This window comes from Streptomyces sp. NPDC111606 (assembly GCF_055656945.1).
Genome location: NZ_JBVKBY010000014.1, coordinates 223,382 through 239,528 on the forward strand (window position 1 = coordinate 223,382; position 16,147 = coordinate 239,528).

A 16,147-nucleotide genomic window follows, 5' to 3' on the forward strand; every position below is an offset into this window, starting at 1 on the left:
GTTAGCACTCATCGAGTGAGAGTGCCAGGAGGAAGACAGTGCCCACCTATCAGTACCAGTGCACCGAGTGCGGCGAGGGTCTCGAAGCGGTGCAGAAGTTCACCGACGACGCCCTGACCGAGTGCCCCAACTGCCAGGGCCGCCTCAAGAAGGTGTTCTCCGCGGTCGGCATCGTCTTCAAGGGCTCCGGCTTCTACCGGAACGACAGCCGCGGCTCCTCGTCGAGCAGCTCGCCGGCGTCGTCGAAGTCGTCGACGACCTCCTCGTCCGACTCGTCCTCGTCCTCCTCCTCGTCGCCTTCGTCCTCCTCGGACTCGAAGTCGTCGAGCGCCGGCACCTCCTCCAGCAGCTCCGCCGCGTAGGAGTCGTTCCTCACGGGACCCTGTCGTCATCCGGCGACGGGGTCCTCGGCATTTCCGGGTGCGGTTAGGGTGCGGGCATGGCGAACAAGGCGAACGTGGAACTCGGCGTGATCGGCGGCTCCGGCTTCTACTCGTTCCTCGACGACGTGACCGAGATACAGGTGGACACCCCGTACGGGCCGCCCAGCGACTCCCTCTTCCTGGGCGAGATCGCCGGCCGGCGGGTCGCCTTCCTGCCCCGGCACGGACGCGGCCACCATCTGCCGCCGCACCGGATCAACTACCGGGCCAACCTGTGGGCGCTGCGCTCGCTCGGCGCGCGCCAGGTGCTCGGCCCGTGCGCGGTGGGCGGGCTGCGGCCCGAGTACGGACCGGGCACGCTGCTGGTGCCGGACCAACTGGTCGACCGTACGAAGTCCCGGGTGGGGACGTACTTCGACGGACTGCCGCTGCCCGACGGTGCCGTGCCGAACGTCGTACACGTCTCCCTGGCCGACCCCTACTGCCCCACCGGTCGCGCGGCCGCGCTGAAGGCGGCGCGGGGGCGGGACTGGGAGCCGGTGGACGGCGGCACTCTGGTCGTGGTCGAGGGACCCCGCTTTTCGACCCGTGCCGAATCGCTGTGGCACCAGGCCCAGGGCTGGTCGGTGGTGGGCATGACCGGCCACCCCGAGGCGGCTCTCGCCCGTGAACTGGAGCTCTGCTACACCTCGTTGACGCTGGTCACCGACCTGGACGCGGGTGCCGAGACCGGCGAGGGCGTCTCGCACGACGAGGTGCTGCAGGTGTTCGCGGCGAATGTGGACCGGCTGCGGGGCGTGCTGTTCGACGCGGTGGCCGCGCTGCCGGCGAACGAGGAGCGGGACTGCCTGTGCACCAAGGCGCTGGGCGGGATGGACCCGGGGTTCGAGCTGCCGTAGGGCCCTGGAGAGGGCGGCGGAACCTTACGTTCGGGTGAGGGAGTTCTCCACAACCGGCCGGTAGTCCACGGGCTCCGACGGGCAGCGGCGCGATGCCTCATCGTGGCCTGCAAGCCGTTCCGTCGTCGCAGGTGGTGGTCCTCATGTCCGTTGCTCCGTGGTCGTCCCCGACCTCCCTCCCTTCCTCTCCCCCGTCGCCCTCCCCTTCCCCTTTCGCTTCCTCTCTTGTCGCTCCGCTCCCCCTGGGCGCGGACGCTCCGGCCACGTGCGAGGTACCGCACTTCGCCCCCTTACGGGTGCGCGGCGGGGGGCATCGGCTGCGCCGACTCCTACGTCACCGCAGGCGGGCCGCGGCGGCGGGGCTCGCCGTCACCGCGGCCGCACTCGTGGCGGCGGGTCCGCAGGAGGCCGACCGGGCACGCGGGCATCCGGTGGCGGACCCCGGTCGACAACACCGGGCCGTCGAGAGGGTGTCCGCGCCGGTGCGGATCGCCGACGGAGCGACCGTGCGGCTGCTGCGACCCGGTGACCGGGTCGATGTGATCGCCGCGGAGGAGAGCGCGACGGGCGGGGAGGCTCAGGTGGTCGCGCGCGGGGCCCGGGTGTCGCAGGTGCCGGAGGTGCCCGAGCCGCTGGACGCCGCCGGCGAGAGCGGTGCGCTGGTCGTGCTGTCGGTACCGCGCTCCACCGCGGCACGCCTCGCGGGCGCGAGCGCTACGGCACGGCTGGCGGTGACGCTGTGCTGAGCCGGATCGCGCATGTCGTGCACATGGCGCTGGACGCCCTGTCAAGTCCCTCGTTCAGGTGGCCTGATTGGACAGGATGGCGTAGCCCTGACGTAGGTTGCGGAGCTGTTCGTTCCACAACCTGCGTATGCGAGGAGAGACTCCGCGGTGAGCGAGAAGAAGGATCCGGGCCTCTGGGACGGCTTCAAGGCCTTCCTGATGCGCGGGAACGTCGTCGATCTGGCGGTCGCGGTGGTCATCGGCGCCGCGTTCACCAACATCGTCAACGCGGTGGTGAAGGGGATCATCAACCCGCTGGTCGGAGCGATCGGCACCAAGAACCTCGATCACTACAGCTCGTGCCTGAGCTCGACGTGCGAGGGCGAGCAGGGCATCCAGATCCTGTGGGGGAGCGTCCTCGGCGCGGCCCTCAGCTTCGTGATCACCGCGGCCGTCGTCTACTTCCTGATGGTCCTGCCCATGGCGAAGTACCTGGCCCGCGTGGAGGCCCGCCGCAAGGCGAAGGAGGGCACGCAGGAGGTCATCGAGGTGACCGAGCTGGAGGTGCTCAAGGAGATCCGCGACGCGCTGGTCGCGCAGCGCGGCTCGGGGCACAACGAGCAATAGGGGCTCAGATGTGGTGGGGCGGCTTCTCGTCGAGGAAGCGCTTCAGGTCGGCCGCGCTGTCGCCGCCGGTACCGGGCCGCTCGCCCCACCCACGGTCCGTGTCGTCCGAGGACTGCTGGTCCAGCGGGTCGTCGAAGACCAGCGCGGGCTTCGGCTCGCCCGGTTCAAAGGCGGCGGGGGCAGTGCTCATGCGTCCAGGGTACGGCCCGCCCGGCGATGACCCGCGCCCTCGCACACGGGTGATCCCTTACAGGAGAAATTCCCCGCTCCATCTGCTGTGCTTGTCCCCATGACGTCCAGTTCCACTCCCGCGTCGGGCTCCCCCCGCCCACCCGGACACCGCCGCCCGCTGCGCAGGCTCACCGCCCGTGGCCGGGGCGAGGAGCACCGGGTCGCCACTCCGCTGGAGCTCTTCTTCGACCTGTGCTTCGTCGTGGCCATCGCCCAGGCGGGCATCCAGTTGGTGCACGCGGTCGCCGAGAGCCACGCGGGCCAGGGGATCCTCGACTACGCGATGGTCTTCTTCGCCATCTGGTGGGCCTGGATGAACTTCACCTGGTTCGCCTCCGCCTACGACAACGACGACATCCTCTACCGGGTCGTCACCCTGATCCAGATCGCCGGTGTGCTGGTCCTGGCGGCCGGAATCTCCCGGGCGTTCGAGGACCACGAGTACCTCGCGGTGCTGCTGGGCTATGTGATCATGCGGCTGGCGCTCGTCGGGCAGTGGCTGCGAGTGGCCAGGTCGAGCGAGGGCCCGGAGCGGACAATGGCCCTGCGGTACGCCGGCGGCGTGCTGCTGTGCCAGATCGGCTGGGTGGGACTGGTGCTCCTGCCCGAGGACGCCAGACCCTGGCTGTTCCTGGTGATGGCGATCCTGGAGATGTGCGTGCCTCCGTTCGCGGAGCGGGACCACCCCACGTCCTGGCACCCGCATCACATCGCCGAGCGGTACGGACTGTTCACGATCATCGTGCTCGGCGAGACCATCGCGGCGGCCACCGTGGCGGTGAAGACCGGCATCGACGAGAACGACGCGCTGGGCGATGTACTGCCGATCGCCGCGGGCGGGCTGCTGATCATCTTCGCCGCCTGGTGGATCTACTTCGTGGTGCCGATCCACGGCCATCTGCGCTCCAACAGACAGGCGTTCCTGTGGGGCTACGGCCACTACGTGGTGTTCGCGTCGGCGGCCGCGATCGGCGCGGGGCTGGAGGTGGCGGTGGAGCAGACCGTGGGCAAGGCGCACATCTCGACGCTGGCCGCATCGGCCGCGGTGACCCTGCCGACGGCGCTCTACCTCCTGACGGTCTGGCTGCTCCACTCGCGTTACTTCAAGGTGGGCATCACTCAGCAGCTGGTGCTGCCGACCACGGCGCTGCTGGTGATCTGCTGCACGTTCCTGGGCGAATGGGCGGTGCTCGTGGCCGGCATCGTCACGGCGCTGGCGGTGGTGACCGGGGAGACTCTGACGGCCACCAGGTCGGCCCGAGGCCGCGGGACGACGGCGGAGACGCCGCTCACCTGACACATGGGGCCGGTCGGGCGCCGGTCACCCCAGCGGCCCCGTCCGGCCGGATCTCGCGGGACCGCACCGGTGGCTGCACGAGACTGGGCCCATGACAGTTGACGCACTGACAGATGTCGCCGGGCTGCGGGTGGGCCATGCGACGCGCACCGGCGACGGTTGGCTGACCGGCACCACGGTCGTCCTGGCGCCCGAGGGCGGGGCCGTCGCCGCCGTGGACGTACGCGGCGGCGGTCCCGGCACCAAGGAGACGGACGCCCTCGATCCGCGCAACCTCGTGCAGAAGGTCGAGGCGATCGTGCTGACCGGGGGCAGCGCGTACGGGCTGGACGCGGCGTCCGGGGTGATGGCCTGGCTGGAGGAACAGCGGCGCGGGGTGCGGGTCGGGGTGGATCCGGCTCATGTCGTGCCGGTGGTGCCCGCCGCATGTGTCTTCGATCTCGGCCGGGGCGGCGACTTCCGGGCGAGGCCGGACGCGGCCACCGGGCGGGCAGCGGTCGAGGCGGCCGCGGCGAGCGAACCGGGCGACCCGGTGCGGGAGGGCTGCGTGGGCGCCGGTACGGGGGCGACGGTCGGGCCGCTGAAGGGCGGGATCGGCACCGCGAGCCTCGTCCTCGACTCGGGGATCACCGTGGCCGCGCTGGTGGTGGCCAACGCGGCGGGGTCGGCCGTGGATCCCGAAACCGGGGTTCTGTACGGGGAGTTGTTCCAGGGGCGCGTGGACTACCCGGAGGAGAGCGTCCACGAGGCCGCGCGCCGGAGCCTCGCCGAGATCGCGGCGAAGAACGCCCCGCCCCCGCTCAACACCACGCTCGCCGTGGTCGCCACCGACGCGGACCTGACGAAGGCGCAGGCGCAGAAGCTGGCCGGCACGGCGCACGACGGCATCGCGCGGGCCGTACGGCCGGTCCATCTGCTCAACGACGGGGACACCGTGTTCGCGCTGGCCACCGGGGACCGCCCGCTCGACGCCGGGCAGCCCCTCGCGCTGAACGAACTTCTCGCGGCGGGCGCGGACGCGTTGACGCGCGCGATCGTGCGGGCCGTGCGGGCGGCTGTGTCGGTGGACGGGCCGGGTGGATTGTGGCCGTCGTACGGGGAGTTGTACGGGGAAGGGTGACGAGGAGCAATAACGGGGAGCGGTAACGGGGGCTCCCGTGCGGGCGCCGCGGGCGATTGTCCCGGTTGTGTCACGTGATGGCGTTCACGGCGCACGTTGGGAACCCGGTCCCGTGGCGGTGGCCTCTTCCACCGTGGAACGGAACGGATCCCGCAGATCGCATGAAGATGGAGTATCTCGTGACAACGCCGGACATAGCAGCGCGGCGCGCAGTGGGGGCCTGTGCCGCCCTGATGATCGGCGCTCTGACGCTGACCGCCTGCGGTGGGAGCGCCAACGCCGATCACGAGGACGGAAAGGGCGGCAATGACTCGTCCAAGACTTCCGCAGCGCAGATCGCGATCTCGGCGAAGGACGGCTCGACGGGGGCGTCGATCAACTCGACCGGTGTGAAGGTCAGCGACGGCAAGCTGACCGAGGTGAAGATGACGGTGGCCGGGACCGACCGGGCCGTGCCGGGCTCCCTGGCCGCCGACGGGGTCAGCTGGAAGCCGAAGGAGCAGCTGGAGCGGGGGACGAAATACCAGATTTCGGCCACCGCGAAGGACGCCGACGGGCGCAATGCCGCGGCCGACTCGACCTTCACGACGGTGTCCAAGGCCAACAGCTTCATCGGGACGTACACGCCCGACGACGGCACCACGGTCGGCGTCGGCATGCCGGTGTCGTTCAACTTCGACAAGGCGATCAGCAACAAGAAGGACGTCCAGTCGCACATCACCGTCACCTCCAGCAGCGGCCAGAAGGTGGTCGGGCACTGGTTCAACGGGCAGCGGCTCGACTTCCGGCCCGAGGCGTACTGGAAGGCCGGCTCCAAGGTCACGATGAAGATCGACCTGGACGGCGTCGAGGGCGCGAACGGTGTCCACGGGGTGCAGAAGAAGACGGTCACCTTCACCGTCGGGCGCTCGCAGGTCTCCACGGTCGACGTCAACACGCAGACGATGACGGTCGTGCGTGACGGCAAGACGGTCAAGTCGGTGCCGATCTCGGCGGGCAGCTCGGAGTTCTCCACCTACAACGGGCAGATGGTGATCTCCGAGAAGTACAAGAAGGTCCGCATGGACAGCCGCACGGTCGATCTCGCCAACGCGTACGACATCAAGGACGTGCCGAACGCGATGCGGCTGACGCAGTCGGGGACCTTCCTGCACGGCAACTACTGGTACAACCAGGGCAACCCGCCCTTCGGCCGCCAGGGCACCAGCCACGGCTGCGTCGGTCTGCAGGACATGAAGGGCGGGCAGGGGGACACCCCCGCCAAGTGGTTCTACGACAGCTCGATCCTCGGTGACGTGGTGATCGTCAAGAACTCCCCCGACAAGACCGTGACGCCGGACAACGGGCTCAACGGCTGGAACATGTCGTGGAACGAGTGGGGCGCGGGCAGCGCCGTGTGACCCACTGAAGTACCGTCCGAGCAGGGATTCTTGACAGTTCGTCGGGCCGCGCGGGAACTCCTCGCGCGGCCCGCGCGTTTTACCGGACGTACGTTTTCTCGGTTCCCGGACATGATGTCCGACCGAGGGGCTACGGTATGCACCCACAAGGTGACATGCAGCAACGCCGGGAGAAACCTTGAGCGTTCCGTACGAGACGGCAGCGTACGAACCACCCGAGTCGCCGGAGTCTCCGGAGGAGCACCTCGCGCGACTCCTCGGCCGTGCCCTGAACTCGTTCGAGCTGCCCGACGAGACGATACGGCGACTCGACTGTGCGCTGGCTCACGACAGCTCGCTGCACTCCGCGCACCACAGCGCGGGGCTGCATCGGGAGACGTACCGGCATACCTGGCTGCTCGCCGACGGGTCGGCGCTCACGCTGTGGGAGCTCGTCCACAACACCGCGCGGGGCCGGGCCCCGCAGCACGAGGTGTATGTCGACGAGGAGGAGCTGCGCGCCGCGACCGGGCGGCTGCCGCTGCCGCCGGACGCGCCGGACTTCGAACTGCCGGTGACGGTGCAGCTGTCGCCGATCCCCGCGGCCCGGCACGCCTATGTGCCGGACGACTCGGCGGACCACGCGCGCCGGTTGCTGCGCCGCGCGGAGAACCCGGACCGGCCGGACACGGCCACGGCCACCCTGTTGACCACGGCGTTCGCCCACCAGATCACCCAGGCCTTCGGCCGCCCGGGCCGTGCGGGCCGCCCCGGGCTCTGCTTCTCCCTCTACGAGCACGCCTTCCTGCTCCGCGACGGCAAGGAGATCTCCCTCTGGGAGGTCGAGCACACGGCCACGCCCGACGGCCGGCACATGTGCGAGGTGTACACCAGCGAGGACGCGGCACGCGACGCGATGGAGCGACGGGCTGCGCAGGTGCCGTAGGGGTCGGGCGGGGGCCGCGTGGGGGCGGCACAGGTACCGGAGGCGGCGGCGTAGGTCCCGCAGGCGGTGGGCGCAGGTCCCCCGCTGGTGGCGTGCGCAGGTCCCACTGGTGGCGTGCGCAAGTGCCGCCCGCGGCAGGACCAGTGCCGCACGAGCGGCGAGCGGAGATGCGCCAAGTGCCCCGCAGGTGCCGCAGACGCGGCGAGCGCAGGTGCCACGGACGCGCGAGCGCAGGTGCCACGGACGGCAGGCGTGCAGATGCCAGGGGTGGCGATCACAGGCCCCGATGGTGGCGAGCGCAGGTGGCCACGAGCGGCCTGGGTGCCGCAGGCGCAGACGTCGCGGGCCGGTGACGAGCCAAGTGCCGCAGACGCGGTGACCTCAGGCGCCGCAAGCCGTCGAGCCAAGTACCGCAGGCGCCGCGAGTGCATCTGCCGCGGGTGGCCGAATCAGGCGCCGACGGAGCCGCCGGACCCGTTCAGCCGGCGCGGCCCTTCAGCGGCTGTCGTCGAGTTGGCGTACCAGGCCGGCGAACGCGTCCCGTTCTGCCGGGGTCAGTTCCACGGCTTCCAGGGCGGGGGCGGTCTGCCGTTGGGGCGGGAGGCCGGAAAGTGCCCAGGGGGTGGTCTCGGGGCGGGTGCGGCGCAGGAGGCGGGCCAGCCCCATCACCCACAGCACAGCCGCAAGGGCGAGGACGACCGGGCCCAGCAGCTGGATGATCGAGACGTTCTCAGGCATACGCTCCAGTAGACAACACGGTCCGGGCCATTGGGCCCGGACCGTGACGTATCTCGCAGGTGCCGTGAACAACTCACAGCGCCCCAAAGGGACAAGCCGGAGGCCTGCCCTGCGGAGGGCTCAGGCCGCCACCGGCTGCTTCGCCGCCGTGGTCGCGGCCGACGCGGGATCGGCGGCTGCGGTGCCCTCGGGAGCCGTCCTGCGCATGCCCTTCAGGACGATGACCAGGCCCGCCGTGACCGCCGTACCGGCCGCGATGGCCAGCAGGTAGAGGAACGGCTTGCCGATCAGGAAGGTGACCCAGATGCCGCCGTGCGGGGCGCGCAGGGTCGAGCCGAAGGACATGGTGAGCGCGCCGGTGACCGCGCCGCCCGCCATGGAGGCGGGGATGACGCGCAGCGGGTCGGCCGCCGCGAAGGGGATCGCGCCCTCGGAGATGAAGGAGGCGCCCAGGACCCAGGCGGCCTTGCCGTTCTCGCGCTCGGCCGTGGTGAACAGCTTCTTGCGGATCGTGGTGGCGAGGGCCATGCCGAGCGGCGGGACCATGCCGGCGGCCATCACGGCGGCCATGATCTTCATCGCGGAGTCGCTCGGCGCCGCGACCGAGATGCCGGCCGTCGCGAAGGTGTAGGCCACCTTGTTGACCGGGCCGCCGAGGTCGAAGCACATCATCAGGCCGAGCAGGACGCCGAGCAGGATGGCGTTGGTGCCGGAGAGGCTGTTCAGCCAGTCCGTCAGGCCCTTCTGCGCCTCGGAGATCGGCTTGCCGATCACCACGAACATCAGGAAGCCGACGACCGCCGAGGAGACCAGCGGGATCACCACCACCGGCATGATGCCGCGCAGCACCGGTGGGATGTCGATGCGCTGGATGCCGAGGACGACCCCACCCGCGATGAGACCGGCGACCAGACCGCCGAGGAAGCCCGCGCCGATCGTGACGGAGATCGCGCCGCCGACGAAGCCGGGCACGAGGCCGGGGCGGTCCGCCATGCCGTACGCGATGTATCCGGCGAGGACCGGGACGAGGAAGCCGAAGGCCGCCGCGCCGATCTGGAACAGCAGCGCGCCCCAGCTGTCGACCTGCCCCCAGTCGAAGTGCTCGGTGACCGACTTGGCCTCGTTGATCTGGTAGCCGCCGATCGCGAAGCCAAGGGCGATCAGCAGACCGCCCGCCGCGACGAACGGGACCATGTAGCTCACGCCGGACATCAGCCACTTGCGCAGTTTGGTGCCGTAGCCCTCGCCGGGCTCGCCCGCACGCTCGACCGGGGTGCCGCCGCCGGGCCGGGCGGCGGCGGTGACCTCGCCGCGCTCCGCCTTGGCGCGGACCTCGGAGATGAGTGCGGCGGGGCGGTTGATGCCCGCCTTCACACCGACGTCGACGGTCGGCTTCCCGGCGAACCGGTCCTTCTCCCGTACGGCCACGTCGTGCGCGAAGATCACACCGTCCGCCGCCGCGATCACGGCCGGGTCGAGCCGGGTGAAGCCGGCCGAGCCCTGCGTCTCGACGACCAGCTCGACGCCGGCCTCGCGGCCCGCGTTCTCCAGCGACTCGGCCGCCATGTAGGTGTGGGCGATGCCGGTCGGGCAGGAGGTGACGGCGACGATACGGAAGGGGCGGTCGCCGGGGGCCTCGGCGGGGGCTTCGGGAGAAGCACCCTCGGCGGAGGGGGTGGTGCCCGTGGCGTCGTCGGCGGAGGCCGCCACCGACGACGCCACGGAGTCCTGGGAACCTGCGGAGGCTCCGGAGCCTTCGGAATCGGCGGTGTCGGCCGCCCCTACCGCCTCGGCCACCCCTACCGCCTCGGCTGCCCCTTCCGCCTCGGCTGCCCCTTCCGCCTCGGGCTCGTCCCCCCGAATCAGCGCCGCCGCCGACGCCGTATCCCCCGCCGACCGCAGCCCGTCCGTGAACTCGGGGTTCATCAGTTGCCGGGCCAGCGACGACAGGATCGTCAGGTGGGCGTCGTCCGCGCCCGCCGGAGCCGCGATCAGGAAGATCAGGTCGGCAGGGCCGTCCGTGGCGCCGAAGTCGATGCCGGCGGCGCTGCGCCCGAAGGCGAGCGTGGGCTCGGTGACGTGCTCGCTGCGGCAGTGCGGGATGCCGATGCCGCCGTCGAGGCCGGTCGGCATCTGTGCCTCGCGGGCGGCCACGTCGGCGAGGAAGCCCTCCAGGTCGGTCACCCGGCCCAGGGCGACCATGCGCTCGGCGAGGGCGCGCGCCGCCGCTTCCTTGGTGTCGGCGGACAGGTCGAGATCGACCAGGTCCGCGGTGATCATGTCGCTCATCGCGGGCTCCTTCGCACGCGTATCGCCCGGGGAGTCTGGTGGGCGGTGAAGGGGACGGGGGTGCCGTGGGGGGCGGCATGAATGCGGTGGGGGGAGGCGGAGACAGCAGAGGTGGAGACAGGAGAGGCGAGGTCGGGGAGAACCCGCTTCCCCCGGGCGGCGGAGCGGCTCAGGTTGCCCTGCCGTCCGTCGGCGGCCGTGAGTAACGCTGAGCTTCGCCGGTCACCGACCAGATCAGCGAGAACTGTGACAACCACGACATTCGTCATGACACCGGCTCCTTCAGTACGCGGTCCACCGGCACCTCGGCCGTGACCGTCACCGCGGACGGGTCCAGATCGGTCGGCGAGGGCATCACGCTGCCGGGCAGCTGTACGGCTGCCGCACCGTGCGCGACGGCGGAGGCCAGCGCCTCGGGCCCGGCTCCCCCGGCGATCAGAAAGCCGGCGAGGGTGGAGTCACCGGCGCCGACATTGCTGCGTACGACGTCGACGCGCGCGCTGCCGAACCAGGCGCCCGAACCGTCCACGAGCAGCTGCCCGTCGGCGCCCAGGCTCGCCAGTACGGCACCGGCGCCCATCTCGCGCAGCTCCTCGGCGGCCTTCAGCGCGTCGCCTACGGTGGTCAGAGGGCGCCCGACGGCCTCCGAGAGCTCCTCGGCGTTCGGCTTCACCACGTCGGGCCGGGCACGCAGCGCTTCGAGGAGGGCGCGTCCGGAGGTGTCCAGCGCGATCCGCGCGCCGCCCGCGTGCGCCCGGGTGACGGCATCGGCGTACCAGGACGGGGCGAGCCCTCGGGGCAGGCTGCCGCAGCAGGCGATCCAGTCGGCATCGGGCGACTGCTCGCGGACCGTCTCCAGCAGGAGCTCCTGCTCGGCGGCCGACAGCTGCGGCCCAGGTGCGTTGATCTTCGTGAGCACGCCGTCCGACTCCGCGAGCGCGATGTTGGACCGGGTGGCGCCGGCGACCGGCACCGGTGCGACCTCGATGCCCTGCGCGTCGAGCAGGTCGGCGACGAGCGCGCCGGGCGCACCGCCCAGGGGCAGGACGGCGACCGTGCGCTGACCGGCGGCCGTCACGGCGCGCGAGACGTTCACGCCCTTGCCGCCCGGGTCCATGCGCTCGCCGGTGGCGCGTATGACCTCGCCGCGGTCGAGGGACGGCACCTCGTAGGTGCGGTCCAGGGACGGGTTCGGGGTGACGGTGAGGATCATGCGCGCACTACTTCCGTGCCGCCGCGCTCGATCGCGGTGGCGTCTTCGGGGCTCAGCCCGCTGTCGGTGATCAGCAGGTCCACGTCGCTCAGGTCAGCGAAGCGGGCGAAGTGCTCCTGGCCGTGCTTGGAGGAGTCGGCGAGCAGCACCACGCGGCGGGCCGCGGCCACCGCGGCCCGCTTCACCGCGGCCTCGGCGAGGTCCGGGGTGGTCAGACCGTGCTCGGCGGAGAAGCCGTTGGCCGCGACGAACAGGACGTCGGCGCGGATCTCGCCGTACGCGCGCAGCGCCCAGGCGTCCACGGCGGCGCGCGTACGGTGCCGTACCCGCCCGCCGACCAGGTGGAGCTGGATGCCGGGGTGGTCCGCGAGGCGGGCCGCGATCGGCAGGCTGTGGGTGACGACGGTGAGGGACGCCTCCAGCGGCAGCGCGGCGGCCAGGCGGGCCACCGTCGTACCGGCGTCGAGGATCATCGTGCCCTCGGTCGGCAGCTCCGCGACGGCCGCCTTGGCGACCCGGTCCTTCTCGTCGGCAGCCGTCGACTCGCGCTCGGCGAGATCCGGTTCGAAGTCCAGGCGCCCGGCCGGGATCGCGCCACCGTGCACCCGGCGCAGGAGCCCGGCGCGGTCGAGGGCCTTCAGATCACGGCGGATCGTCTCCGCCGTGACCTGGAACTCCTCGGCCAGCGACAGGACGTCGACTCGGCCGCCGTCACGGGCGAGGCGGAGGATCTCCTGCTGCCGCTCCGGTGCGTACATGTCCGTTCGCCTCCGAACTGTGCCCGAACTTGTGGTTTCAGCGGGAGGCTACGCCTGGATTTCCGGAAAGTAAACAGGTTCGGGCTTGGGTCGGACACAAACAGACTTGAGCCTTCCGTGTGGCCTCGGGATGTGACTTCAGGATTCGGCCTCGGGATGCGACCTCAGGACGCGATGCAGCGCGCGTGGGCCGCCAGGAGGGCCGGCATCGGCAGCAGCGGACCGTTCGGGTCCTTGGCCGCGTCGTCCCAGCCGCGCAGGGCCACCGCGTCCACGGCCAGCGGATGGGCGGCGAACTCCGCCGCCTCCCGCTCGTCCATCGGGCCGCCTTGGACCTTCAGCGACGCGATCGACGCCGGGCTGAGCAGGGCGAGGTACGCGGGGTCGGTCGCCACCAGATAGCGCTTGGCCGGCACGTGCTGGGCGATGACCCAGGCCGCCCGTTCGCCCAGCCGGCGCCGGGCGAAGGCGGCCCCCGCCAGCTCGTGCGGCAGGCCCGGGTGCTCGGTCCGGACCGGTCGGGCGCGGCCGATGTCGTGCAGCGCGGCGGCCACCACCAGCTCGTCGTCCGCGTCCGCGGCCATCGCCAGCCAGGCCGTCTGCAGCGCGTGCGTGCGCTGGTCGACGGCCTCGCCGCCGTACGGCAGGCCCGCGAGGCCGTCGACGAGTGCGCTCAGTTCCTCGCTCGTGAGCGGGGTGAGGGTGGTCATCGCTGCTCCGTTCCACGGATGGTGTCCGCCAGTTCCTCCGCGAGCCGCGGCGTCGCCGCGATCACGCCCGACCAGCGGCGGCTGAGGTCGGGGTCGATCTCCAGCGGGCGGCCGTGCACATCGATCACCGCGCCGCCCGCCGCGGGGACCGTCACCATCGCGGCCGCCAGGTCCACGATCCGGTGCGTGTCGGAGCCGGCGTCGGCGAACGCGTCGATCGACCCCTCGGCAACCAGCACCGCTTCCAGGCAACTCGTCGACAGGATTCGGATCCTGGCGGCCCGGGCCGCCACCCGCCACCACGCGTCGGCGATGTGCCGCTGAGGCCGCAGGAGGCTCACCGCCGCGCCGTCCAGCTCCGTACGGCCGCTGGTCCGGTACGGCGACGGCTGCCCCGCCACCGTGTGCCAGCAGCGCCCGGTGTCCAGCCAGCAGGTCAGCGCCTCGGTCGGTACGCCGTCCACCGCGATGACACCGGCGAAGGCGGACAGCGGGACACCCGAGGCGGCGTTCGCGGTGCCGTCCACAGGGTCGGTGACGAGCGTGACCGCGGAGCCGTTGTCGATGCTGCCCAGCTCCTCGCTGAGCAGGTTGATCCGGTGGGCGTCCACGACCTCGGCGATCGCGGTGTCCACCAGGATGTCCAGCCGCATCGTCGGTGTCCCGTCGGCGCCCATCTGGACCTTCTCGGCCAGCTGGGCCCGGTCGTACGCCTCACGGGCGGCCCGGAAGGCGTTCACGGCGGCGCGGGTCGCCTCCGCCAACGCCGGGTGGACGCCGGTCGGCAGCTGCGGTTCGGGCACCGGCCACGGAATGCGGCCGCTCACGGGGTTCCTCTCGCTCATGCCGCGTCACCACCCGAGCCGGCGCGCAGCACGGCCGCGACGACGGGCCAGGGGCGGCCCGGCTCGGCCAGCACCAGGTCGGCCCGCAGGCCCGCCTCCAGCCGGCCGCGGTCCGCGAGACCCGCGACGTCCGCGGCACCGCCGGTGACCAGGCCGACCGCCTCCGGCAGCGGCGCCAGCCCCTCGTCGGCGAGCAGCAGCGCCGCCCCGAGCAGCCCGGAGGGCAGGTAGTCGGAGGCGAGCGCGGTGACCAGGCCGCGGGCGACGAGCTCGCGGCCGGAGGCGTTGCCGTTGTGCGAGTGGCCGCGCAGGACGTTGGGCGCGCCCATCACGACCGGCATGGCGTGCTCGCGGGCGGACTTCGCGGCCGCCACCGTGGTGGGGAACTCCGCGACCGCGCCGCCCCGTTCGCACAGCTCCTCGATCTCCTGCGGCGAACTGGGGTCGTGGCCGAGCAGCCGGATCCGGCCCGCCCGCGCCTGCTCGCCGAGCCAGTCGAAGGCCTCCTCGCGGACGCCGAGCCGGCCGTCGCGGTCCACGATCAGGCGGTCGACGTAGGCACGGGCCTCGTCCTCGGTGAGGCCGCGGGTGCCGACGAGATACCGCTCGTAGTAGGCACGGTCCGTGTACTGGCCCTGGCCCGGGGTGTGGTCCTCGTGCGACACCAGGACCGGCCCGGGAGCGGCGCCCCCGACCTGAGCGAGCCGCTGCCGCAGCCCGGCCAGGCCCTCCGGGCACCGCACGTCGAGGCGGTGCAGGATGCGGTGGTCGACCAGGCCGTCGCCGCCCCGCCCGTCCACGGCCGCGCAGATCCGCCGCGCGTTCTCCAGGGTGCGGCGCATGCCGCGCCCGCCGCTCTCCTCGAACGCGGCGCCGTGGAAGGCCGTCGTGACGCCGGCCGCGCGCAGCTTGCCCTCGAAGGACAACAGCGCGAACTCCAGCGGCAGTTCGGCACCGGGCCGGGGCAGCAGTTCCTTCTCCAGGCCGTCGCTGTGCACGTCCACCAGGCCGGGCAGGCACAGCAGGCCCTGGCCGTCGACGTCGGCCTCGACACCGGCCGGGTGCGGTTCGACGGCGGCGATCCTGCCGTCCCGGACGGCGACCAGCGCGTCGTCCAGCACCCGGTCCGGCAGTACCGCCCGGACGTGCCCGAGCACGTAGTCCGAGGGCGGCCCGCCGAGCGTCCAGCCCTGGGCCGGCGCCTCGGCCGGCCCTGTGCTCACCAGTCCTGTGCTCATGCCGCCGCCTCCAGCATCTGGGCCGGTGTGCCCTGCCGGGCGATCCGGCCGTCCCTGACGAACACGACCCGGGACGCCAACTGCCTGATGGCGTCCATGTCGTGGAAGACGGCGAGGACGGCGACGCCCTGCCCCGCCAGTGAGTCGATCAGCTCCAGCGCCGCCTCCCGGTTGGCCGGGTCCAGCGCGGAGACCGGCTCGTCGAGCAGCAGCAGCCGGGGCGGCTGCACGGTTCCCGCGGCGAGGTTCACCCGCTGGCGCTCACCGCCGGACAGGACACCGCAGTCGACGTCCCAGAGCGTCTCGTCGAGGTTGAGCCGGCGCAGTGCGACCGCCGCGACCTCCCGCGCCTCACCCCGGTCGAGGCCGCGCCGCCGGGCTGTCGCGGCGACCACCTCCAGCGGGCCGGTGCGCGGCGGGGCGGCGAGGAACTGGGAGACGTAGCCGAACTCCCGGCCGCGCAGCCGGGCCATCTCCCGGTCCGCCAGCGTGGTCAGCTCGACCGGCCCGGCCGCCGTACTCAGCCGTACGGAACCGGAGTCCGGCAGGTAGGTGCGGTACACGCAGCGCAGCAGCGAGGACTTGCCGGCGCCGCTGGGGCCGGCCAGGGCCACGTGCTCGCCGGTGCGCACGTCGAGGTCGACGCCGTGCAGCGAGGGCACGGTCCGGCCGTCGACGCTGTGCAGGGTGAAGGACTTGTACAGGGCGCGTACGGACAGCACGGCGTCCTGGGCTTCGGATGTGCTCAC

General features: G+C 72.1%; 17 protein-coding genes. 8 read left to right on the top strand and 9 right to left on the bottom strand.

Annotation, left to right across the window (positions count from 1 at the left end; translation table 11 throughout):
• The first annotated feature begins 38 nt into the window (after nucleotides 1-38).
• From ACZ7M7_RS38910 to mscL, 4 genes are all read left to right on the top strand, one after another.
• Nucleotides 39-362: an FmdB family zinc ribbon protein gene (locus ACZ7M7_RS38910; protein WP_472125390.1), complete on the top strand. Its 324-nt coding sequence runs from the start codon at nucleotides 39-41 to the stop codon at nucleotides 360-362.
• 77 nt (nucleotides 363-439) lie between these two features.
• Nucleotides 440-1,282: an S-methyl-5'-thioadenosine phosphorylase gene (locus tag ACZ7M7_RS38915; RefSeq protein ID WP_383606409.1), complete on the top strand. Its 843-nt coding sequence runs from the start codon at nucleotides 440-442 to the stop codon at nucleotides 1,280-1,282.
• Between the two features lie 143 nt (nucleotides 1,283-1,425).
• Complete coding sequence (locus ACZ7M7_RS38920; protein WP_472125393.1) at nucleotides 1,426-2,028, top strand: hypothetical protein; 603 nt, start codon at nucleotides 1,426-1,428, stop codon at nucleotides 2,026-2,028.
• A 147-nt stretch (nucleotides 2,029-2,175) separates the two neighbouring features.
• Nucleotides 2,176-2,634: a large conductance mechanosensitive channel protein MscL gene (mscL, locus tag ACZ7M7_RS38925; RefSeq protein ID WP_383606414.1), complete on the top strand. Its 459-nt coding sequence runs from the start codon at nucleotides 2,176-2,178 to the stop codon at nucleotides 2,632-2,634.
• Between the two features lie 4 nt (nucleotides 2,635-2,638).
• On the opposite strand, the gene ACZ7M7_RS38930 is transcribed toward mscL, so the two are convergent.
• On the bottom strand, nucleotides 2,639-2,824 hold the full coding sequence (locus tag ACZ7M7_RS38930) for a hypothetical protein (protein ID WP_472125396.1): 186 nt from the start codon (nucleotides 2,822-2,824) through the stop codon (nucleotides 2,639-2,641).
• Between the two features lie 99 nt (nucleotides 2,825-2,923).
• Between ACZ7M7_RS38930 and ACZ7M7_RS38935 the strand changes: the two genes are divergently transcribed.
• From ACZ7M7_RS38935 to ACZ7M7_RS38950, 4 genes are all read left to right on the top strand, one after another.
• Nucleotides 2,924-4,162 carry a low temperature requirement protein A gene (locus ACZ7M7_RS38935; RefSeq protein ID WP_383606420.1) on the top strand — a complete coding sequence of 413 codons (1,239 nt, stop codon included), beginning with the start codon at nucleotides 2,924-2,926 and terminating at the stop codon, nucleotides 4,160-4,162.
• Between the two features lie 91 nt (nucleotides 4,163-4,253).
• Nucleotides 4,254-5,282 (top strand): P1 family peptidase, encoded by a 1,029-nt coding sequence (locus ACZ7M7_RS38940; protein WP_472125399.1) that lies wholly within the window; start codon nucleotides 4,254-4,256, stop codon nucleotides 5,280-5,282.
• A 179-nt stretch (nucleotides 5,283-5,461) separates the two neighbouring features.
• On the top strand, nucleotides 5,462-6,682 hold the full coding sequence (locus ACZ7M7_RS38945) for a L,D-transpeptidase (protein ID WP_472125402.1): 1,221 nt from the start codon (nucleotides 5,462-5,464) through the stop codon (nucleotides 6,680-6,682).
• Between the two features lie 178 nt (nucleotides 6,683-6,860).
• Complete coding sequence (locus ACZ7M7_RS38950; protein ID WP_383606428.1) at nucleotides 6,861-7,607, top strand: DUF6227 family protein; 747 nt, start codon at nucleotides 6,861-6,863, stop codon at nucleotides 7,605-7,607.
• Nucleotides 7,608-8,102: 495 nt separating this feature from the next.
• On the opposite strand, the gene ACZ7M7_RS38955 is transcribed toward ACZ7M7_RS38950, so the two are convergent.
• The 8 genes from ACZ7M7_RS38955 to ACZ7M7_RS38990 all read right to left on the bottom strand — a co-directional run bounded on the left by ACZ7M7_RS38955 (nucleotide 8,103) and on the right by ACZ7M7_RS38990 (nucleotide 16,147).
• Nucleotides 8,103-8,345 carry a hypothetical protein gene (locus ACZ7M7_RS38955; protein ID WP_383626643.1) on the bottom strand — a complete coding sequence of 81 codons (243 nt, stop codon included), beginning with the start codon at nucleotides 8,343-8,345 and terminating at the stop codon, nucleotides 8,103-8,105.
• A 120-nt stretch (nucleotides 8,346-8,465) separates the two neighbouring features.
• Nucleotides 8,466-10,634 carry a PTS fructose transporter subunit IIABC gene (locus tag ACZ7M7_RS38960; protein ID WP_472125405.1) on the bottom strand — a complete coding sequence of 723 codons (2,169 nt, stop codon included), beginning with the start codon at nucleotides 10,632-10,634 and terminating at the stop codon, nucleotides 8,466-8,468.
• Nucleotides 10,635-10,899: 265 nt separating this feature from the next.
• Complete coding sequence (gene pfkB / locus ACZ7M7_RS38965; RefSeq protein ID WP_472125409.1) at nucleotides 10,900-11,847, bottom strand: 1-phosphofructokinase; 948 nt, start codon at nucleotides 11,845-11,847, stop codon at nucleotides 10,900-10,902.
• A complete protein-coding gene (locus ACZ7M7_RS38970) occupies nucleotides 11,844-12,605 on the bottom strand; it encodes a DeoR/GlpR family DNA-binding transcription regulator (RefSeq protein ID WP_472125412.1) in 762 nt (253 codons plus the stop codon). The genes pfkB and ACZ7M7_RS38970 overlap by 4 nt, the downstream gene beginning before the upstream one ends.
• Before the next feature lie 164 nt (nucleotides 12,606-12,769).
• Nucleotides 12,770-13,315 (bottom strand): HD domain-containing protein, encoded by a 546-nt coding sequence (locus ACZ7M7_RS38975; protein WP_472125415.1) that lies wholly within the window; start codon nucleotides 13,313-13,315, stop codon nucleotides 12,770-12,772.
• On the bottom strand, nucleotides 13,312-14,160 hold the full coding sequence (locus tag ACZ7M7_RS38980) for an inositol monophosphatase family protein (RefSeq protein ID WP_472125419.1): 849 nt from the start codon (nucleotides 14,158-14,160) through the stop codon (nucleotides 13,312-13,314). Before ACZ7M7_RS38980 ends, ACZ7M7_RS38975 begins: the two co-directional genes overlap by 4 nt.
• Nucleotides 14,157-15,398: an alpha-D-ribose 1-methylphosphonate 5-triphosphate diphosphatase gene (locus ACZ7M7_RS38985; protein WP_472125422.1), complete on the bottom strand. Its 1,242-nt coding sequence runs from the start codon at nucleotides 15,396-15,398 to the stop codon at nucleotides 14,157-14,159. The genes ACZ7M7_RS38980 and ACZ7M7_RS38985 overlap by 4 nt, the downstream gene beginning before the upstream one ends.
• The gene (locus ACZ7M7_RS38990; RefSeq protein WP_472125426.1) at nucleotides 15,395-16,147 is read right to left on the bottom strand and encodes a phosphonate C-P lyase system protein PhnL; all 753 of its coding nucleotides are present in this window, start codon (nucleotides 16,145-16,147) and stop codon (nucleotides 15,395-15,397) included. The genes ACZ7M7_RS38985 and ACZ7M7_RS38990 overlap by 4 nt, the downstream gene beginning before the upstream one ends.